Source organism: Streptomyces sp. D2-8 (assembly GCF_023184515.1).
In the GTDB taxonomy this organism is placed as follows: Bacteria; Actinomycetota; Actinomycetes; order Streptomycetales; family Streptomycetaceae; genus Streptomyces.
The window spans coordinates 115,476-136,118 of sequence record NZ_JAAHBP010000020.1; the positions used below are offsets into that span (position 1 = coordinate 115,476).

15 protein-coding genes and 1 pseudogene are annotated in these 20,643 nt (G+C 73.9%); 12 read left to right on the top strand and 4 right to left on the bottom strand.

What is annotated here, in order from left to right; genetic code table 11:
• Positions 1-96: 96 nt before the first annotated feature.
• The gene (locus G3I77_RS29925; protein WP_248508471.1) at positions 97-1,254 is read left to right on the top strand and encodes a PQQ-binding-like beta-propeller repeat protein; all 1,158 of its coding nucleotides are present in this window, start codon (positions 97-99) and stop codon (positions 1,252-1,254) included.
• 182 nt (positions 1,255-1,436) lie between these two features.
• Positions 1,437-1,880 (top strand): annotated as a pseudogene (locus tag G3I77_RS29930) (Lrp/AsnC family transcriptional regulator); the annotation flags it as partial.
• A gap of 5 nt (positions 1,881-1,885) precedes the next feature.
• Here the strand turns inward: G3I77_RS29930 and G3I77_RS29935 are convergent.
• The 3 genes from G3I77_RS29935 to asnB form a co-directional block, all read right to left on the bottom strand.
• Complete coding sequence (locus tag G3I77_RS29935) at positions 1,886-4,882, bottom strand: AAA family ATPase (protein WP_248508472.1); 2,997 nt, start codon at positions 4,880-4,882, stop codon at positions 1,886-1,888.
• Positions 4,879-6,042 (bottom strand): exonuclease SbcCD subunit D, encoded by a 1,164-nt coding sequence (locus tag G3I77_RS29940; protein ID WP_248508473.1) that lies wholly within the window; start codon positions 6,040-6,042, stop codon positions 4,879-4,881. Before G3I77_RS29940 ends, G3I77_RS29935 begins: the two co-directional genes overlap by 4 nt.
• A 182-nt stretch (positions 6,043-6,224) precedes the next feature.
• Entirely contained in the window at positions 6,225-8,096 is a 1,872-nt protein-coding gene (gene asnB, locus G3I77_RS29945; RefSeq protein ID WP_248508474.1) for an asparagine synthase (glutamine-hydrolyzing), read from the bottom strand.
• Positions 8,097-8,837: 741 nt separating this feature from the next.
• On the opposite strand from asnB, the gene G3I77_RS29950 reads away from it, so the two are divergent.
• The 10 genes from G3I77_RS29950 to G3I77_RS29995 all read left to right on the top strand — a co-directional run bounded on the left by G3I77_RS29950 (position 8,838) and on the right by G3I77_RS29995 (position 19,950).
• Positions 8,838-9,968, top strand: a complete 1,131-nt coding sequence (locus G3I77_RS29950) for a phenylacetate--CoA ligase family protein (protein WP_248508475.1) — start codon at positions 8,838-8,840, stop codon at positions 9,966-9,968.
• On the top strand, positions 9,965-11,842 hold the full coding sequence (locus G3I77_RS29955) for a prenyltransferase/squalene oxidase repeat-containing protein (RefSeq protein ID WP_248508476.1): 1,878 nt from the start codon (positions 9,965-9,967) through the stop codon (positions 11,840-11,842). The genes G3I77_RS29950 and G3I77_RS29955 overlap by 4 nt, the downstream gene beginning before the upstream one ends.
• Positions 11,843-11,862: 20 nt before the next feature.
• Positions 11,863-12,291 (top strand): hypothetical protein, encoded by a 429-nt coding sequence (locus G3I77_RS29960; RefSeq protein WP_248508477.1) that lies wholly within the window; start codon positions 11,863-11,865, stop codon positions 12,289-12,291.
• A 113-nt stretch (positions 12,292-12,404) separates the two neighbouring features.
• Positions 12,405-12,704 carry an acyl carrier protein gene (locus tag G3I77_RS29965; protein WP_248508478.1) on the top strand — a complete coding sequence of 100 codons (300 nt, stop codon included), beginning with the start codon at positions 12,405-12,407 and terminating at the stop codon, positions 12,702-12,704.
• Positions 12,705-12,706: 2 nt separating this feature from the next.
• The gene (locus G3I77_RS29970) at positions 12,707-13,756 is read left to right on the top strand and encodes an acyl-CoA synthetase (RefSeq protein ID WP_248508479.1); all 1,050 of its coding nucleotides are present in this window, start codon (positions 12,707-12,709) and stop codon (positions 13,754-13,756) included.
• Entirely contained in the window at positions 13,749-15,146 is a 1,398-nt protein-coding gene (locus tag G3I77_RS29975) for an amidase (RefSeq protein WP_248508480.1), read from the top strand. The genes G3I77_RS29970 and G3I77_RS29975 overlap by 8 nt, the downstream gene beginning before the upstream one ends.
• A gap of 35 nt (positions 15,147-15,181) precedes the next feature.
• Positions 15,182-16,765, top strand: coding sequence for an aromatic amino acid ammonia-lyase (locus G3I77_RS29980; protein WP_248508482.1), 1,584 nt, complete (start codon positions 15,182-15,184; stop codon positions 16,763-16,765).
• Positions 16,766-16,807: 42 nt separating this feature from the next.
• Positions 16,808-17,995 carry a 3-deoxy-7-phosphoheptulonate synthase gene (locus G3I77_RS29985; protein ID WP_248508484.1) on the top strand — a complete coding sequence of 396 codons (1,188 nt, stop codon included), beginning with the start codon at positions 16,808-16,810 and terminating at the stop codon, positions 17,993-17,995.
• A gap of 98 nt (positions 17,996-18,093) precedes the next feature.
• Positions 18,094-19,086, top strand: a complete 993-nt coding sequence (locus tag G3I77_RS29990) for an aldo/keto reductase family protein (protein WP_248508486.1) — start codon at positions 18,094-18,096, stop codon at positions 19,084-19,086.
• A 48-nt stretch (positions 19,087-19,134) separates the two neighbouring features.
• Positions 19,135-19,950: an SDR family oxidoreductase gene (locus G3I77_RS29995; protein WP_308311429.1), complete on the top strand. Its 816-nt coding sequence runs from the start codon at positions 19,135-19,137 to the stop codon at positions 19,948-19,950.
• A gap of 82 nt (positions 19,951-20,032) precedes the next feature.
• Here G3I77_RS29995 and G3I77_RS30000 read toward each other — a convergent pair whose 3' ends face one another.
• Positions 20,033-20,635, bottom strand: coding sequence for a MarR family winged helix-turn-helix transcriptional regulator (locus tag G3I77_RS30000; RefSeq protein ID WP_248508488.1), 603 nt, complete (start codon positions 20,633-20,635; stop codon positions 20,033-20,035).
• Between the last annotated feature and the right edge of the window lie 8 nt (positions 20,636-20,643).

Here is a 20,643-nt window from a genome sequence, read left to right on the forward strand (position 1 = left end):
CCGCAAGCCGGCAACCGCGGGTTCGGTGATCCGTGTGGACCCGTCTACGCCCCCGGTGCCGGACCGCCGCGCAAACGCAGGGGTGGGCGAGCGATCGTGGTAGTTCTGCTGGTGGTCGGGCTGCTCGCCGGTATCGTTCCCCTCGTGTACCACCAGGCGCGCCACATCCTGGGCTTGTACGATCCCACCGCGTCGTCCGACGGCGTGACGCTGCGGACGTTGCCGTTGAGGGGCCCGGTGGCGTACTCGCCCGACGGACACACCCTGGCCGGCTGGAGTGACAACGGCACTGTAGAACTGTGGGATGTCGACAAGGGCACGCGTCGACACGTCCTGCCCTTCGCCGTCAACACCAATGGGCGGTACTCCTACCGCGAGGTGGTTTTCGCACCGGACGGCGACACGGTGGCGACGGAGCTGAACGACGGGCGGACGATCCAGATCTGGGATACGCGGACCGGTGCCACGCTCACCGTGATCAAGGTCCCGCTCACCCATCCCGACGGGTTGGTGCCGCTGCGCGCCAGCAAGCTGGTGTATTCATCCGACAGTCGCACCATCGCGGCCACCGGCGACCATCTGCAGCTCTGGGACGTGGCCACCGGCACGCGCCGGCACCAGATCGACGTCTCAGCCAGGGATGCGGCATTCGCGCCGGACGGCAGGACCATCGCCGCCGTGGCCGAACGTCAGGGCGGCATCTGGGACGTCGCCACCGGTGCCCAGGTACACCCGCTCGACCCGTCCGGAGGGCATTTCAGGACGGTCGGGTTCGCGCCGGACGGACGAACCGTGGTCGCCGATGGTGACAGGGTTCGGGCCTGGGACACGGCGACAGGTGCTGTGCGGTGGTCGTCAGGGTTGTATGAGGGAGACAAGCCGGTCTACGCCCCGGACGGGAGCTTGCTTGCGGAGCGCAGCGGTGACGACGTCTGGCTGGTCGATCCGGAGAGCGGTAAGAAGCTCCGTACGCTACGTGGCCTGCATGGCCTGCTGATAGCGGTCGGCAATTACGCGCAGGTGGGTCAGGTCGCCTGGGCCCCGGACAGCCGCACCCTGGTGGTCAGGCACGACACCAAAGACGAGTCCTGGGCCAACACTCCGCAGGTCTGGGATGTCAAGACCGGTACCGCACTCCAGCTCCTCAAGGGACACAAAGGCCCGGTTTACGATGTCGCGTACTCCCCGGACGGCCGCACCATCACCACCGTCAGCGGTGACGGGACCGCGCGGATCTGGCGCGCGACCCCTTGACCGAGGACGGAATCCCAACCGGCCCGACCGGGACCACGACCAGGAGCGGCCCACCGCCTCACTGATGCGTGAAGGACGCGAGGCGGGGTGCGACAAAGCTACGGCCGCCGACCCCGTCCCTGAAGGGATGATCCCCGGTGCTCCGCTTGATCCGCCGGGGATTCCCCTGCTGTCCCTCGGGCATGACCGAGTATTCCCCGGACGCCACCGACTGGCGCATCCTGGACGTCCTCCAGCGGGAGGGCCGGGCCAGTTTCGCCGAGCTGGCCCGTGCCGTGTCCATGTCCGCGAGCGCGGTGACCGAGCGGGTGCGCCGCATGGAGGAGGCCGGGGTCATCCAGGGCTACGCCGCGGTGGCGGATCCGGACCGGCTGGGCCTGCCGGTCCTGGCGTTCGTGCGTCTGCGGTATCCGACCGGCACCTACAAGCCCTTCCACGACCTGGTCACCGTCACGCCCGAGATCCTGGAGGCGCACCACGTCACGGGCGACGACTGTTTCGTCATCAAGGTCACGGCCGGCTCGATGCGGCACCTCGAGGAGGTGTCGGGGAAGATCGGGGCCCTGGGCTCGGTGACCACGAGCGTGGTGTACTCCTCGCCGCTCCCCCGGCGTCTCCTGGGCCGCTGGCCTCAGCCGGTGCCGCGCTGCCGCAGGGCCGACCCGGACCGGCCCTTGATCACTTCGAGCTGGGCATGGATCCGCCGCCGCAGGTCGGCGACATGGCTGACGATGCCGACGCTGCGGTCGCGTTCGCGCAGGGAGTCGAGGACGTCGAGGACCTCGTCGAGGGTCTGGTCGTCGAGGCTGCCGAAGCCCTCGTCGATGAAGAGGGTGTCCAGCCGCACCCCGCCCGCCTCGTCCGTGACGACGTCCGCGAGGCCGAGGGCGAGCGCGAGCGAGGCGAAGAACGTCTCGCCGCCCGACAGCGTCGCCGTGTCCCGCTCGCGGCCGGTCCAGGCGTCGACGACGTGCAGCCCGAGGCCGCTGCGGCCGCGTCCGGTGCGGTCGTCGGAGTGGACGAGGGTGTAGCGGCCGGACGACATACGGCGCAGCCGGACGGTCGCGGCGGCCGCGACCTGCTCCAGCCGGGCCGCCAGCACGTACGACTCCAGGCGCATCCGGCGTTCGTTGTCCGCCGAGGTGCCGGCGGCGAGGCCGGCCATCCGGGCCACCCGGTCGTACTCCTCGCGCAGCGGTGCCAGCCGGCGCACGGAGGCGGTCGCCCGGGCGGACAGCCGGTCGAGTTCGGTACAGCGCCGGCCGGCCGCGTCGTGGGCGGAGGCGGCGTCGCGCAGCCGACGGGCCGCCTCGTCGGCCGTCTGCTGCGCCGAGTCCAGGTCGGCCTGCGGCTCGCGGGCCGCCGCGGCCGTGTCGGCCTCGGCGAGGACGGCCCGTACGGCGGCCTCCTCGTGCTGCCAGGTGTCCAGGCGGCGTTGCAGTTCGCGGTGGGCGGCGTTGTCGAGGAGGGCGGCGGCCGCGGCCTGCGGGGTCTCGAAGCCGGCACGGAAGGCGGCGTCGGCGAGCCGGGCGTCGGCGTCCTTGAGCCGCTGGGCGGTGTCCTCGGCGACCCGGGCGGTGTCGGCGGCGTCCGTGAGCATCGCGGTCCGCCGCTCCAGCTGTGCCGCCCGCGCGGCGACACTGTCCAGGGATCCTCGCGCCCGGTCCAGCTCCTCCTCCAGGGCGGCCCGTTCACGGTCCAGCCGCTCCCGGTGCCCGACCCGGGAGGCGGCCCGTACGGCGGTCTCCTGCCGGGCGGCGAGGCGCTGTTCGTGCTCGTGCCCGGCCTGCCGCAGCCGCTCCTGCGCGGCGTGCAGTTCGGCGGCGGCACTGCGGGCCTGCGCGTACCGCTCCTCCAGTTCGGCGGCTTCGTCGGTGAGTTGCCCGGTGGGGGTGTCACCGGCCTCCGCGGTGGCGGCGGCCAGTGCCTCCCGTACGACGCCGAGGCGCCGTTCGTCCTCGGCGCGCTGCTCGTCGGCGCGCTGGTAGGCGGTGAGGGCGTGCTCCTCCGCCTCGCGGTCGATGTGACCGGCGACCTTGCGGGCGGGGGCGGGGTGTTCGGTGGCGCCGCAGACGGCGCAGGGTTCGCCGTCGGTGAGGTGCGCGGCCAGTTCGGCGGCGATGCCGTTCAGGCGCTGCTCCTTGAGTTCGAGCCAGTGCTGCTTGGCCCGGAGCGTCTCGTCCTGCGCGGTGCGGACCCGTTCGACCGCCCGGTCCGTGTCCTGGGCGAGCTGATCGCGCATGCGGGCTGCCCGGAGGCGCTGCTGTGCGGGCTCGCGCCGTACCGCGAGCTGCTCGGCGAGGGCAGCGGCCCGCTGTGCGGAGTCGACCCGGGCCTGGTGTGCGGTGCGCGTCTCCTCCCAGCCGTCGAGCCAGGCCTCCGCCTCCTGCAGGAGGTCCGCGTCGGCGCGCTCCTGGCGGTCCAGGCCGGTTCGCTCGTCGAGGAGTTCGGCCAGTCGCCGCTCGGCGCGGCGGGCGGAGTCGAGCCCTCCCAGTTCCTCGGCGGCCCGGCGTGCGGCGGCGGCGAGGCCGGCCGCGCCCGCGTCGGCGAAGGCGTCCGGCAGCAGGGCACGCGCGCGTGCCTCGGCGGCGGCGGCCCGGCGGTGTTCCGCTTCGGAGGACTCCCGCAGTTCCAGGGCGGGCGCGACCGCTTCGGCCTTGCGGGCCCGCTCCATGAGCGCCTGCGCCTCGCGGTAGGCCTCCGCCCCCTGCTCCAGGCGGGCCGCCCGTTCCCGTGCCTCCGCGAACCGCCGCTGGAGCCGGGCCAGTTCGCGTGCGTCGTCGAGGGCGCGGCCGGCGGCGGCCTGCGCGGACTCGGCGGCGGTGAGCGTGCCCGCGGCGACGGTGAGCTGTTCGCGGGCGGTGCTGCGGGCGACGGCGGCCGCGCTCAGTACGGCCTCGGCGAGCCCCGGTTCGCCGGGGGCCAGTTCGGGCAGCTCCATGGCGTCGCCCGCGGCCTGCTGCATGCGGTGGGCGTCGGCCAGCAGCTCCGCGTCGCCGTCGCGCACCTGGGCCTCGGTGGCGCGGCGCCGCTCGGCGAGGCGCTTCTCGACGTCGGCGAAGCGGCGGGTGTCGAACAGGCGGCCCAGCAGCTTGCCGCGGGCCTCGGCGTCGGCGCGCAGGAACCGGGCGAAGTCGCCCTGCGGCAGCAGCACGACCTGGCAGAACTGCTCCCGGCTCATGCCGAGCAGCTGGGTGATCTCCTCGCCGATCTCCTGGTGGGAGCGGCTGAGGTCCTTCCAGGCCCCGGCCGTCGCGTCGTACTCGCGCAGCCACGTCTGGGCCTTGTCCAGGGTGGTGCCGGTGCCGCGCTTCTTGGGGCGCTCCCAGGGCGGCTGACGAGTCACCTCCAAGCGGCGTCCGGCGACGGTGAGGTCGAGGGTGACCTCGGTGCGGGTCGCGGGCGCGGCGTGGTCGCTGCGCAGGGCCGTGCCCTGCCCGCCGCCCTGCCGGGCTCCCGGCACCGAGCCGTAGAGGGCGTAGCAGACGGCGTCGAGGACGGAGGTCTTGCCCGCGCCGGTGGGTCCGTGCAGCAGGAACAGCCCGGCCGCCGACAGGTCGTCGAAGTCGACGGTCTGGGTGCCTCCGAAGGGGCCGAAGGCGGTGACCGCGAGCCGGTGGAGCCTCACCGGGCCACCTCCCGTACGGTCTCGTCGGCCCGCACCGCGTCGAACGCGTCCCGCAGCACGCCCTGTTCGTGCGCGTCGGGCCCGGCGCCGCGCACATGGGCGACGAAGTCCTCGGCGATCTGCTGGTCACTGCGTCCGGCCAGGCGCCGGGCGTACGACACCTCGGACTCGTCCTCGTCGCGGTCGGGGGCGAAGACGAGGCTGAGCGTGTGCGGGAAGCGCTCGGTGAGCCTGGCCATCGGGTCGGCCGGGCGGACGGGGTCGGTCAGTGTCGCCTCGACCCACGCCTCCTCGTGCCGTGTCAGGTCCGGGTCGGCGAGCAGGTCCTCCAGCGTGCCCCGGATCCGGGCCAGGGCGCGGGGCACCGGGCAGTCGACGCGCTCGGCGTCGACGGAGCCGTCCGCGGCCAGGTCGACCAGCCACATGCTCTTGCGGTGGGCGGCCTCCGAGAAGGAGTAGGGCAACGGGGAGCCGGAGTAGCGGACGCGGTCGGTGAGGGTCTGGCAGCCGTGCAGATGCCCGAGCGCCACGTAGTCGACGCCGTCGAACACCCCGGCCGGTACCGCGGCGACGCCGCCGACGGTGATGTCCCGCTCGCTGTCGCTGGGTTCGCCGCCGGTGACGAAGGCGTGCGCGAGGACGACGGAGCGGGTGCCGGGCGGGCGGGTGGCGAGGTCGGCGCGGACCCGGTCCATGGCGGCGGCGAGCACGGCCTCGTGCCCGGCCTTCTCCACCGCGAACTCGTCCTTGACCAGGGCCGGTTCGAGGTAGGGCAGCCCGTAGAAGGCGACCTCGCCGTCGGCGTCGGCCAGCGCCACCGGGGTGCCGGCCGCCGCCGGTTCGGTCCGCAGATGGATGCCGGCCCGCCCGATCAGCCCGGCGCCGACGCCGAGCCGGCGGGCCGAGTCGTGGTTCCCGGAGATCATCACTGTCGGCACGCCGAGGTCGGCGAGGCGGTGCAGGGCGTCGTCGAACAGCTCGACCGCGGCGAGCGGCGGCACCGCACGGTCGTACACGTCCCCCGACACGACCACCGCGTCCACGGCCCGCTCCCGCACGGTCGTGACGAGGTGGCCGATGAACTCGGCCTGGGCACCGAGCATGTTCACCCGGTGGAAGGCACGGCCCAGATGCCAGTCGGAGGTGTGCAGCAGCCTCAAGACGCCGCTCCGACCTGCATGTCTCCCCCTACTGTCGTCTTCGGCCGCCGCGAGCCGGTCCGGCTCGCCGTCGGAACCACCACGCTAACGCGTGGGGGCACCTGCTCCACCACGAACCCCGGAGGTTCACACCCCTCCGGAGATGATTGCGAGGAAATGTCCCGACTATGCTGTGAAACAGGTCATTCCGGTGCGATGCCGTACTCCCGCATCCACCGGTCGAGGTAGAGAGCGGTCTCCAGTCCGTTGCGGCGCAGCTGCGTGTCGAAGTGGCCCTGCGGGTGTTCGAGCAGCCGGGCGAGTGCGCCGGCGTCGACGACGTCGAAGGCGGGCGAGGAGCGGTCCGCGAGCAGCGTGTGGGTCCGGGCGCGCAGATCCTTCTCGTAGAGCCGGTCGGCGGTGGTCGGGTAGGGGCTCTTGCGGCGTTCCAGCACGGAGCGGGGGACGATGTCGCGGGTGGCCCGCTTGAGCAGGCCCTTGGGGTCGCCGCCGGGTGTCTTGAGGTCCCAGGGCGTGTTGTGCACGTACTCGACCAGCCGGTGGTCGCAGAAGGGCACCCGGACCTCCAGCCCGGCGGCCATGCTGAGCCGGTCCTTGCGGTCGAGCAGGGCGGGCAGCCAGCGGGTGAGGTGGAGGTGGCCGATCTCCCGCATGCGGCGTTCGGCCGGGGAGTCGCCGGGCAGGTGCTCGACCTCGCGGAGGGCCTCCCGGTAACGCTCCGCGCGGTACTCCTCGAAGCACGTGGCGGCCCGGAAGCCCGGGGCGAGCAGCTCGGGGGTGATCAGCTGCATACGGCTGAGCCAGGGGAACCCCGCCGCTCGAACGGCAGCCGGGTCGTGGAACCAGGCGTAGCCGCCGAACACCTCGTCGGCCGACTCCCCCGACAGGGCGACCGTGGAGTGCTCGCGTATTCCGCGGAACAGCAGATGCAGCGAGGTGTCGACATCACCGAAGGTGTACGGCAGGTCGTGGGCCCGCAGGACCGCGTCCCGGTGGGCGTCCCGGGTGAGCTCGCCGGCGGAGAGCTCGATGAGCCGGTGGTCGGTGCCGATGTGCCGGGCGGCTTCCCGGGCGTAGGGCGAGTCGCGTTCGGGCCGGAAGTCGCTGGCCCTGAAGTCGGCTTCACTGCCGGTGAAGTCCACGGCGAAGGAACGCACCGGGGGCTCACCGGCCCGGGCCTGCACCTGGGCGGCCAGGGCGGCGAGGACGGTGGAGTCCAGTCCGCCGGAGAGCAGGGTGCACAGCGGCACGTCGGTGACCATCTGGCGGGCGACCGTGTCCTCCAGCAGGGCCCGCACGGTGTCGGCCGTGGCCTCGGCGTCGTCCTCGTGCGGGTGCCGCCCGAGACTCCAGTACCGGTCGGTCCGCAGCCCGCTTCGGTCGTAGACCGCGACGCAGCCCGGCGGGACTTCCTCGATGTCCCGGTACGGCGTGACGCCCGGGGTCTTCACCAGACCGAGGAGGTCGGCGAGGCCCTGGCTGTCGATCCGGGCCCGGAAGCGGGGGTGGGCGAGGAGCGCCTTGGGTTCGGAGCCGAACAGGACACCGCTCGCGAGCCGTGCGACGTAGAGGGGCTTGATGCCGAGGCGGTCGCGGACCAGGAGGAGGCGCTGGGCGCGCTCGTCCCACAGCGCGAAGGCGAACATGCCGTTGAGGCGCCTGACGAAGTCCTGGCCCCATTGGAGATAGGCGTGCAGGACGACCTCGGTGTCCGAGCGGGTACGGAAGGTGTGCCCGAATCCACTCAGTTCCTCGCGGAGTTCGCGGAAGTTGTAGACCTCGCCGCTGTAACTGAGCACGACGGCCGGACGCCCGCCCTCTGCGGGCCCGGCGGAGGCCGCCGCATCCACGTGCTCCGGGGCGGTCATGGGCTGCCTGCCGCCTTCCAGGTCGATGATCGCCAGTCGGCGGTGGCCGAGGACCGCGTGCTCACTCGCGTGGATCCCGGCGGCGTCCGGGCCGCGGCAGGCCATGGTCCGCACCATGGGTTCGACGCCGTCCACCTCCCGGGTGAGATCGAGACCGACATCGGCCCAGCCTGCGATTCCGCACATGAAAAGGCTCCAAGCGAAGGGGTGAGGGGACGGACGGATGTGTCCGGATGAAGGGTGGGGTGTTACCGGGAATTCGGCGCGGGGACAGGGGCGCCAACAGGTCGGGAAACCCACTGTTCATGCGCGCTTGACCGCGGCTTCACAACACTTCCGATTCCGCGTTGATCGACCGCGTGCGCACTCCGCACGCCCGGCCCTAAGCCGGGCGGAAGCCCCGTCGGCACTGCCCGAGACTAGGACGGAAATACAACTCGGGCAACGTACCGATCAGTAGGCGCTTTCCTCGGTCCGGAGGTCGTCGATTTTCGGTCGCACATGGCCAGTTGAGACTCCCGGGGGCGGTTGCACGGCCCACCTTTAGTGCTATACGTTCGCTGTGGATCGGGCTTCCGGTTCCTCCGGCACGCCCTGAACTGAGGCTTCCCGACCCCCGCAGGGCAACCCGTCGAGCCACCGACGTCACGGGCCCGCACAGCCCTCCCCGCTTCCTGGCTGTGCGCAAGCGATCAGCGATAAACGAGCGAGGTGCGTGTGATACTGCACACCGACAAACGCCAGGCATTACTCCGTGAGGCACAGACCGAGATACGGGAAAATCACGGACGCGTCCCGGACGCGGACTTCTACACCAGAAAGCTCTCAGCGGCCTGGGAACGCGCACGTGGGAGCGAGGCCTACGGCCCGAGTGAAGACCATGGCGATATCGGCGAGTTCTCCCTCGGCCGTTTCCACAGTCTCCCCGTGACACCCCGTGAGTCGCTGAAGGCGCAGCCCATGCGCTATGCGGCCGCCACCCCCACCGAGGCCTCGAAGTACTACGAGACCACCGGCACGACCGGGCAGCCCACGCCCACTCCGCGCCTGGCCGAGGACACCATCTGGAACACCGTCTCGGTGGCCGAGGCATGGCGTCCGCTGCTCGGAGCCGACGAGCGCGTGGTGATCCTGTTGCCGTCCGACATCGTCCCCGTGGCCGATCTGATCTCCGGGGTCTGCGAGTACCTGGACCTCGCCCACATCCGGGCCTATCCCTTCGCCGCCGGCATCTCCGACTGGGACCGGCTGGAGGCGATGTGGCGGACCTTCCGCCCCACCACGGTCTTCGTCGCCCCCGGCGTCGCCCTGCAGTTCACCCGGCTGCTGGCGCAACGCGGGGAGCTCGCCGACCTCAGCTCCTCGGTGGACCGGCTGATGCTGCTCGGCGAGGTCAACACCGCGCCCTTCCGCGACCGGCTGGGCCGGTGGTGGAACGCACAGGCCTACGACGCCAGTTACGGCAGCACGGAGACCGGCACGCTCGCCGCGGCCTGCCCGCACGGCGGCCAGCATCTGCTGCCCGCCGCCACCTACTTCGAACTCGCCACGCCCGACGGGGTCGTGCCGCTGCACGACCGGGGCGAGCACCGGGAGGGACGGCTCGTCGTCACCCCGCTCAACGCCCACGCCCGGCCCCTCCTCCGGCTCGACACCGGCGACGAGGTCTCCATCGGGACCGACTGCCCGTGCGGCAGCGCCGCACCCCGGATCACCGTCCACGGCCGCTCCTCCGACGCCCTGCGGGTGCGCGGCGCCCCGCTGTCGGTACGGGCCGTCGAGGAGGTCATCTACGGCGTCACCGACGCCACCGGCTATCTGCTGGAGGTGGACGGCGAGGGCGGCTACGCCCGGCTGCTCCTGGAACGCGGAGTCGGCGCCGGGCGCGACGGCGAACCCGAGGAGCGCGGGCGCGTCCAGGACCGGTCCGAGGAACTGCTCGGACTGCGCTGGGACGACGTGGTGCACGTCAACTCCCTGCCCGCCAACACCAAGAGCGGCGCGTCGCAGAAGAGCTGGAAGCGGTCCAACATCAGGGAAGTGGAGGTCACGCGATGACCACCCCCGCGACGACCGCTCCGCGCGCTCCGCAGGGCACCGGCGTGTCCGGCGGCGAACCCGACCTGTGGTGCACCTACGCCGCCGTGCGGACCCTGGCCTGGCTGGACCGCACCGGCAGCGTCACCGGCGCGGACGGCACGGCCGCCTACCTCGCCGGCCGGCGCAACGCCGACGGCGGCTACGCCTGGAGCCGGGGCATGCTCTCCGACGCCTGGGCCACCTTCTACTGCACCCAGGGACTGCGCGACCTCGGCCGCCCGGTGCCCGGCCCGGACGCCACGTCCCGCTGGCTGGACAGCACCTGGTCCGGCGACGCCTACGCGATGCTGCCGGGGCAGGCCCCCGACGTGTGGGCCACCCACTTCTCCACCCGCTCGGCCGCGGAGCTGTGCGGCGGCCGGGTGCCCGACCCGGACCGCCTGCTGGACTGGCTGAGCGGGCTCCAGTGCGCCGGGGGCGGACTGAGCTGGTCCCCCGAGGACGCGCGCCGCGGCAAGGCCGACGTAAGGGCCTGTTACTACGGGGTGATGGCCTGGCGCGCCGCCACCGGGCAGACCTCCGGGGCGATCCCGCCCTGGGACGTCCCGGCGCTCACCGAGTGGCTGCGCGCCCGGCAGGCCAAGAGCGGCGGCTTCCACTTCGCCCCCGCCGCGGAGGTGCCGTGCCTGTGGGCCACCTACCGGGCCGTCGGCGCCCTGCGGGCCCTCGGCGAGACGCCGCGCGACCCGGACGCCTGCCGGGACTGGATCATGGGCCTGCGGGGCCCCACCGGCGCCTTCGTCCGCTGGGAGGGCTATGACGTCGAGGACGTGTGGGCGTCGTTCTGCGCCGTGGGCACCCTGAAGGCGCTCGGCGCACCGCTCGCCCCCGTCGCCGACGCCGTCACCGCCCGCATCTCCGAGCTGGCCTGCGCGGGCGGCGGTTACACCTACCGGGAGCCGCCGGCCGCCGCGGATGCCCTGAGCACCGCCGCCGCCGTGCTCTCGGCGGACCCGGGATCTCCGCGGCCGGACGGGGTGCGCTGGCTGGAGGGCTGCCAACTGCCCAACGAGGGCGGCGTGATGTACATGCCGGGCCGGGGCAGCGAGGTGCGCTGCACCCTGTGGGCCCTGGCGGCCGGGGCGTTCGCCGAGGACCCTGCGGCCCGGAGGCGGATCGCCGACTGGCTGGCGGAACTGCAGAACGCCGACGGCGGGTTCGGCTACTGGGAGGGCCGGGGGTCCGACATGGTGTCCACCGCCGCGGCCGTGGAGACGGCGGCCCTCCTCGGCGGCCCGGACGGGCTCGGCCTGGACCTCGCGGGCGTCCTCGCCTTCGTCGACTCCTGCCGCGTGTCGCCCCACTCGCACGATGTGCACGGCCCGCACGATGCGCGGGTCCCGCACGGCCCGCACGAGGGGCCCGACTCGCACGACGCACGGGTCTCGGCCGTCTCGCAGGCGTCACGAGCGGAGCCGTACGCGCACGGCAACGTGCCGGGCGGCGAGCCGGGGCTGCGCCCGGCGCTCCAGGCCCAGCGGGTCCGCATGCTCCTCGGTCCCGCCTTCGCCGAGCCCGCCGAGGTGAGCGAGGCCGTCCGCGTCCTGCTCGCCCGCCATCGCGTCCGCGGCGGCGGCTACGCGGGCGCGGGGAACCGGGTCCCCGACCTGCTGTCCACCTACGAGGCCGTGCTGGCCGCCGACCGGGCCGGACTCGGTCTCGACACCGCGCACCTGCGCGCGTTCACCGACCGGGTGCGCGACGCCGGAGGCACCGCCTGGAGTCCCCTCGCCCCCGGCAGCGGAGGTCCGCTCGCCGACTGCCTCGGCACCCTCCTCGCCCGGCGCCCGGCCGCCGGCCCCGGTGTGCTGCCGGCGCTCGCCCTGTCCTGAACCGCCGAACCGGAGGCCTCGTGCCCACGATCACCATCCGTACCCCCGAACTCCCCGTCCCCCGGCGCCGCGCCGTCGCCCTGCGTGTCACCCGCTGGCTCGCCGCCCAGGGCGTCCAGGCCGGTCATGTCGTCGTGCGCTTCGAGCCCACCGAGGAGAACACCGTCTTCTCCGGCGGCATGCCGGTCGAGGCCCTGCCGCACGAGACGCCGGACAGCACCGGCGTGCGGCACGCGTCGGTGACCTGCTGTGTGGGCCCCGACCGCGACGACACCTTCCGCGACGGACTCGCCCGCTGTGTCACCGAGGCACTCGGCGCGGACGCCACGACTCCGTTCTGCTACCTGGAGTTCCGTCCCACCTCGCCCTCCGAGGTCTACCTCGGCGCCGGCGAGGGGCTGCGCCGGGCCGACGGCACCGCCGTGCGCCCCGCACCCGCCGCCGTCTGACCGACGCCCAGCCGTGCAGCGTCCCCGTCGTGGTCCCACCCCCCTGATCACCACGACCTGATCCACCACAACTCGGTCCACCGTGACCCGATCCACCGCAAGGAGTACGACCAATGACCACGACCGTCCCGTCCCCCGAGCAGATCCACGACCGGACCCGGTCCGTCCTCGCCGCCCGCATCGGCGACGCCTTCACCGCCGTACCCTCCGACGCCGACCTCCAGCAGGCGCTCGGCGAGCGCTACGACAGCCTCACCGCCATGGAGTGCATATCGGCCGTCGAGAGCGAGTTCGGCATCGAGGTGGACTTCGTCGCGGACGACGTGCGCCACTGGTTCTCCAGCGTCGAGCGGATGGTGCGCTTCACCCACGAGCGCCTGGAGGACACGGTGGCCCTCGGCCCGAGGAGCTGACCGTGCCGGACGTCGCCTTCGCCACCTCCGGCAGCACCGGCCCGCCGGTGACCTGGCTGCGCACCGAGGAGCAGTTGCACACCGAGGCGGCCCTGGTCCGCGAGGCGGTACTGGGCTCCGCCCGGTTCGGCCGCGTCGTGTCCTACGCACCCCCCGAGCACCTCTACGGTCGGCTCTACAGCCGCGAACTGCCCCGCGTCGAGGGCGTCCCGGTGACCGGACTGTGGGACCAGCCGCTCACCCTGCCGCCGCTCGACGACGGCGTGCCCACCCTGCTGGTCTGCCTGCCCGCCACCTGGCAGCTGCTCGCCCGGCATCTGCCCGCCCTGGCGCGGCACGGCCGGGTGACGGCCCTGCACAGCACCGGCCCCACCACCCCTGCGGCCCACGAGGTCACCGGACACCTCGCCGGCACCGGCTTCCGGGCGTTCGAGCTGCTCGGCTCCACCGAGACCGGCGCCGTCGCCCACCGCCCCGTCGCCGGCGGGAAGCACGACGCGCTCCCCTGGACCCTGCTGCCCGACGTGGATGTCCCGCACGACGTGGCGCTGCCACCGGGCGCGGCCACCGGCGGCGATCCCACGGGCGGTGCCGGCACGGCCCGGCGGCTGCGGGTCACCAGCCCGCGGCTGGCCCGCCGGGACGGCACCGAAGCTCCTCCGGACGAGTGGGAGTTGCCCGACCTCGTCGCTCCGGTGGGCCCGCGCACCTTCCACCACCTGGGGCGGGCGTCCCGGCTGATCAAGGTGAACGGGCTGCGCTGCGACCTGGCCCGCGTGGAGGAGCTGGCCCGTGCCCGCTGCCCCGGCGTCGACCTGGTCTGCGTCCCCGTCGGCGACCCGGTGCGCGGAGAGCACTACGAGATGTTCTACGCCGGACGACCGGCCGACCCCGCGGACCTGCGCCGGATGCTGGGCCGGCTCCCCTCCGGCCTGCCCGCCCCGCGTGCCGTGCGCCGCGTCGCCCGCATCCCCCGCAGCGCCACCGGCAAGGTCCTCACCGCCGAGCTCACCGCCGCCCGACCCCCCGCCGAGGAGCCCGAGCATGTCTGACACCCCCACAGCCCAGGACGCGATCACCAGCTATGCGCGGCAGGCGCGCTGGACGACCACGACGTCGCGGCCCCCGGTCCCCGGCGCCCCGGTACGGCTGTCGTTGCCGGAGAGGGTGGCGGCCCGCTCCCGGGGCACCCTGACCGCCGAGGAGTGGCGCACCGCGGAGGCCGCCTGGTCCGACGAGGCCGACGCCCGCTACCGGGCCTGTGTCCAGCGCGCCCCGCTCGGCCCGCAGGCACCGCCGGTGCGCGTCGGCGTGAAGGACACCGTCGACGTGGCCGGCCTGCCCACCCGGCTCGGACTGCGCGGCCACCGCCACCACGCCCGCGTCTCGACCCCCGCGATCTCCGCCCTGCCGCCCGAACTCGCCGCCGTGACGGCCAAGGTGGTCACCACCGAGCTGAACATCGGGGTCGGGTCGGAGTGCGTCAACCCCTACGTCCCGCACATCGACCCCGGCGGCTCCAGCACCGGCACCGCCGTGTCGGTGGCCGCCGGCATCTGCGACCTCGCCCTCGGCACGGACGTCCTCGGCTCGGTGCGCTGGCCCGCCGGCCAGTGCGGGACGGTGGGTCTGCGGATGACCCACCGCAGCTCGCTGCTGGAGGGCGTCTTCCCGCTGTCGCCGCCCATGGACGCGTTGGGCTGGGCCGCCCGCAGCGCCGCGGACCTGGCGTACCTGTGGCCGCTCCTCGGACTCGACCGGCTCGGCGCCCAGCGCCCGCCCGGTGAGGGCCCCTACCGGATCGGAGTCGTGGCCAACGCCGAGGGGCCCGAGGGCACGTGCGGTCCCGTCATGCGCGGGGCGCTGGAGACCGCCTGCGGACACCTCGAGGCGAGCGGCCACCTGCTCGACGCCGTGCGCGTCGACGACCTGTGGGCGCTGCGCGGACCCGCCTGGGAGCTGTGCGCGCGCCAGGCGTGGGACGCGTACCAGGTGTGGCGGCCCTGGGTGCCCGCCGACCTGCACGAGACCACCCGCGGTGCGCTGGAGGTCGGGGCGAAGGTCCGGGACGACCGCTACGCCTGGATCCTGGAGCGCCTGGCGCACACCCGCGCCACGGTCGAGGGCGACTTCGACGCCACGGGCGTGGACGCCTGGCTGCTGCCCCTGGACCCGGCAGCGCCGCCGGACCTCGCGACCGCGGACGCCCGGGTCTCCACCATCCCGGCCCCGCAGGACCCCGACTACGACGAGCGCGTGGCCTACACCCCGCTCGCCAGTTTCGCCGGGCTGCCCGCGCTCACCATGCCGGTCGCCCGGGACGAGCGCGGGGCACCGCTGTGCGTGCAGCTCATCGCCCGCCGCGACCACGAACCGCTGCTGATCCGGCTGGCCGCGCTGCTGGAGCAGGCGGTCGGGCCGCTCGGCCTCAGGCCGAGCTGAAGCGACCCGCCCCGCCCGGACGACGGAAGGCAGCAATGCACCACTCCCACCCCCGCGCCGACCCCGGGCCGCCCGACACACTGGTGGAAGACCTGCTGGACCGCAGCAACGAACCCCTGGAACCGACCGCGGTCGACCAGGCCCGGATGACGGCGGCCCACCGCGCCCTGGCCGGCGTCGACGGCTCCCGACGCGTCTACGGCGTCACCCACGGCTTCGGACCGCTGGTGGACCATCCCGCCGACCCGGACCCGGCCCGTCAGGGGCTCGGCCTGATCTCCCATCTGGCGACCGGACAGGGCGAACCACTGGCGCCGGACGTCACCCGCACCGTGGTCTGGCTCCGGCTGCGTGGCATGGCCCTGGGACACTCCGCCGTCGACCCGAAGACCTGGCAGCGGCTCGCCGACCTGCTGAACGCCGGTTTCCTCCCGGTGGTACCCGGCGAGGGCAGCCTCAGCGCGAGCGGCGATCTCGTCCCCCTGGCCCACGCGGCACTGGCGTTCGCGGCGGACGGTCCGGTCGACGACGGCGAGACCGGCGGCACCACCTCCCAAGCCTGGAGCAGCGACGCCTCGGGCGAATGGCGGCGGGCGGACGCCTCGGCCGTACTGGACGGACTGGGCCTGCCTCCCGTCACCTGGGACGCGCGGTCCGCGCTCGCCTTCGTCAACGGCAGCAGCGCCTGTCTGGCGCGCGCCCTGCACACCCACCGGGAGCTCGGCGCGCTCACCCGGGCCGCCGCGGCCGTCACCGGCCGGACGGCCGCACTGCTCGGCGCGTCGGGCGAGCCCTACGAGGAGGCGCTCCAGCGGGTGCGCAACCAGCCCGGGCAGCGGACGGTCGCCTCCTGGATCCGGGCCGAACGCACCGCCTCGGGCGCCCCGCCCGACCCGGCGCCCGGCCCGGACCGCCCGCTCCAGGAGCGCTACTCCCTGCGGTGCGCTCCCCAGGTCCTGGGCGCCGTCCTGGACCAGCTGGACCTCCAGGGCTCGGTCCTGGCCGACGAGGCGGAGGGGTGCAGCGACAACCCCGTGCTCGTCGACGGCGACCTGCTGCACGGCGGCAACTTCCACGCCGCGCCCGTGGCGTTCGCCTCGGAGACGCATGCCTCCTGCGCACACCAGGTGGCCTATCTGATGGAGCGCCAGCTCGCCCTGGTGCTGGATCCGGCGGCCAACGGCGGGCTGCCCCCGCTGCTGACGCCCCGGCCCGGCGCCGGGAGCGGTTTCGCCGGGGTGCAGATCGCGGCGAGTTCCCATCTGGGCCGGCTGCGCCAGCTGGGCCTTCCGGCGTCGTTCACCGCCGTGCCGACCAATCTGCACAACCAGGATCAGGTGCCGCTCGCGCTGAACAGCGCCAACGCCGTGGCCCAGATGACCGAACGGGCCTGGTGGATCCTCGGCTCGCTGCTCCTCGCGGTGAACCAGCTCGCCCATCTGACCGGACACCGGGACGGGGACGAGGCGCGGCTGTGGCGGGAGCTGCGGGAGGAGTTCCCGCCCCTGGACCGGGACCGTCCGCTGGCCGGGGAGATCACCCGGGCGGCCGCGCTGGCCCGGGCCCGCCATCTGCCTCGCCCCACCACCAACCCGGACGCCACGACCGCGGCGGTGTGACGCCGTACCCCTCCCCCACGATCAGCCGACGGAGGAAGAACCATGACCGCCACGCGCCTGCTGCTGCCGGCCCGCGCCCGGCAGCAGCCCGAATGGGCCTCGCTCGACGAACTCAAGGACGTCCTGCTCACCCTGGAGCACAAACCTCCCCTGGTGGACGCCACCGCCTGCGCCGGTCTCGCCACCGAACTCGGGCGGGCCACCCGTGGTGAGGTCTTCGTGCTGCAGGCCGGGGAGTGCGCCGAGCGGTTCGCCGACGCCACCCCCGACGTCGTGCTCGCCAAGGCGGACGAACTGCACGCGCTGGCCGACACGTTCACCGAAGCGGGCGGCCCGCCCGCGGTACGGATGGGCCGGATCGCCGGGCAGTACGCCAAACCGCGCTCGAACCCGACCGAGACCCTGGCCGACGGCACCGAACTGCCCGTCTACCGCGGCGACGCGGTCAACGCCCCCGAGCCCACCGCGGCGGCCCGTGCCGCCCTCCCGTCCCGGCTGCTGCTGGCGTACCGGCACGCCGGCGCCACGCTGAGCACCCTGCTGGAACGGGACCTGGGCCTGGCCGGCCGGGCCGCCCCCCAGCGCACCTACGCCGGGCACGAGGCGCTGCTCCTGGAGTACGAGCAGGCTCTGGTCCGCCCGGGCACCGACGGCAGGGGCTACGGCTCCTCCGGGCACTTCCTGTGGATCGGTGACCGTACGCGTCAACCAGACCACCAGCACGTGCGGTTCGCCGCCTCGATCGGCAACCCGGTGGGCGTCAAGATCGGCCCCTCGGCCTCCCCCGGGGACGTCCGCTCGCTGGTACGGATGCTCGGCGCCCGGCGGCACCCCGGCCGACTCTCCCTGATCGTGCGCATGGGCCGGGACCGGATCGTCCCGAAGCTGACGTCCGTGCTGAGGGCGCTCGGCGACGAGGCCTCCGACGTGGCCTGGATCTGCGATCCCATGCACGGCAACACCCGGGTCAACGGCGCCGGGCAGAAGAGCCGCGCGGTCGAGGACGTCACCCGGGAGATCGAGGGCTTCGTTTCGGCCCTGCACGCCCACGGCCTGCACCCCGCCGGTCTGATGCTGGAGACCGCCCATCACCCCGTCACCGAGTGCGTCGACTCGGCGGCGGAGCTGGCCTCGGCCACGCCGCTGCCCCGCTACGAGTCGGCCTGCGACCCGCGCCTGAGCCCGCGCCAGGCCCGTGAGGTCGTGGCCTTCACGGCGGCCCTGCTGTGAGGCGGCCGGCCGGGCACGCCCGAGCACCCCCACGTCAGCCGCCCCGGACCACGGGCACGAACCGGACCAGAACCAGAGAAGGAAGAGGCGACACACCCATGGAGTTCCGCAGGCTCGGCAACAGCGGCCTCGTGATCAGCGAGCTCGCTTTCGGCAACTGGATCACCCACGGTGCCCAGATCGACGAGGAGACGGCCCAGGCCTGTGTGCGGGCCGCGCTCGACGCGGGCATCACCACCTTCGACACCGCAGATGTGTACTCCGAGACCCGCGCCGAGACCGTGCTGGGCAAGGCACTCGCCGGTCAGCGACGTGAGGGACTCGTTCTCTCCAGCAAGGTCTGCCACCCGGTGGGCCCCGGCCCCAACGACCGCGGCCTGTCCCGCAAGCACGTCGTCGAGGGCTGCGAGGCTTCGCTGCGCCGCCTCGGCACCGACTATCTCGACGTCTACTACGCGCACCGCTACGACCCCGGCGTACCGCTGGAGGAGACCATGCTGGCCTTCGCGGATCTGGTCCGCTCCGGCAAGGTGCTCTACGTTGGGGTGAGCGAGTGGACCGCCGAGCAGATCGGCCGCGCCGCCGGCCTCGCCCGGGAGCTGCGCGTCCCGCTGGTCGCGAGCCAGCCGCAGTACTCCATGCTGTGGCGGGTCATCGAGTCGCAGGTGGTGCCCGCGTGCGAGCGGGAGGGTCTGGGCCAGGTCGTCTGGTCGCCGCTCGCGCAGGGCATTCTCAGCGGCAAGTACCGTCCCGGCGCCGCCGCGCCGTCGGACTCGCGGGCGGGCGGCGACGCGGGCAAGGGCTTCGTCGACATGCTGGTCGGCCACTGGATGAACGACGAGGGTGCTCTGCGGGCCGTCCAGGAGCTGGGACCGGTCGCCGCGGACCTCGGTCTGACGATGAGCCAGCTCGCCCTCGCCTGGGTCCTGCGGAACCCCTCCGTCTCGGCGGCCATCATCGGCGCGAGCCGTCCGGAACAGGTCAAGGAGAACGTCGCGGCCTCGGGCGTGCGCCTGGAGCAGGACGTGCTGGACCGCATCGACGAGATCCTCGGGGACTACGTGGTGCGGGACCCGGCGCGGACGGGCTGATCCGCCCGGGGAGGGGGTGTCAGGAACGACGAGAGGAGCAGGGACCGAGTGGCTGACACGGACGTCATGGACGGCGTACGGGAGTTCGACCGGCCGCGGGCGGAACGCAGGGCGGTGATCGTGACCGGCGGGAGCCGGGGCCTCGGCCGGGCGACCACGCTCCGGCTCGCCGCGCAGGGCTGTGATCTCGCCGTCTGCGGCCGGGACGCCGCCTCGCTGAAGGCGGTGGCCGAGGAGGTGCGGGCCCTGCACGGGCGCACCCTGCGCACCGAGCGGCTGGATGTGCTCGACGACGGTGCGCTCGCGGCGTTCGTGCGGGACTCCGCCGCCGAACTCGGCCGGCTGGACGGCCTGGTGACGGTGGCGGGCGGCGTGCACGGCACGGACCTGCGCGCCACGGCACCGTCCGACTGGGACCGGACGTGCCGGCTGAACGTCACCCATCCGGCGATCGCCCTGCGCGAGGCCGCCGGACCGCTGGCCGAGACCGGGGGCAGCGCCGTACTGGTGTCCTCCGTCTCCGGCTGGAAGCCCGCACCGCCGGCCCAGTACGCGGCGGCCAAGGCCGCGCAGATCCACCTCGCCGCCTCCCTGGCCCGCGAGCTCGGACCCCGGGGCGTCCGGGTCAACTGCGTCTCGCCCGGCTCGATGCTGATCGAGGGCAAGGGCTGGGCGAGGCTGCGGGACGAGGATCCGGAAGGCTACCGCCGGTTCGAGCAGGAGTTCCCCGGCGGCCGCCTGGTCGATCCGCGGGATGTCGCCGAGGTGATCGCCTTCCTGCTCTCGGACCCGGCGCGGGCGGTCAACGGCGCGAACATCCCGGTGGACGGCGGACAGAACGCGCCGAGCGCCCACGGCTACTGAGCCGCTCCCGGCGGCGCCCCCGGGACACGAGGGCCGTCGGGGCACGAGGGCCGTCGGGCCCGTGACGGCCGGAGCGGCTGGTTCAGCCCCGCTCCGGATGGTCGAGGCCCTCGTGCCCCACATGGGAGACGCCCCGCACGTTGAGCCGTTCCTGCACGTCGCCGAGGAGCTCACGCAGCAGCTCGGAGAGTGCCTCCTGCCGCTCCGCGCCCAGGCCTTCGAGGAGTTCGGACTCGCGCGCGAGCACCCGGTCCACCGTGCGCTCGACCAACTCGTGCCCGGCCGTGGTCAGTTCCACCAGCACCGCGCGGCTGCGGCCGGGGGCGGGGCGGCGGGTGACCAGGTGCTCGCGTTCGGCACGTGCGACCCGCTGCGAGATGGCGCCGGCGGTGACCAGGGAGTGCACGGCGAGGTCCCGGGTGCTCATCGTGTAGGGAGGCCCGCTGCGGCGCAGCACGCTCAGCAGGTCCAGAGTGGCCGGGTCGACCCCGGCCTCGGCCAGGACCCGCCGGCGGTCGTCGCCGAAGTGCTTGGCGAGCTGCCAGATCCTCGTGACCACGCCGATGGAGTCCACCGGGGTCTGGGGGCGCTCGCGGCTCCACGCGGCCGCGATGGCGTCCGCGGGGTCGTCTCCTGTCGGGTCCGCGGCGGCCGGCCGGCGATCGCTTCGTTCCGGCGTCCTCATGGGGATTC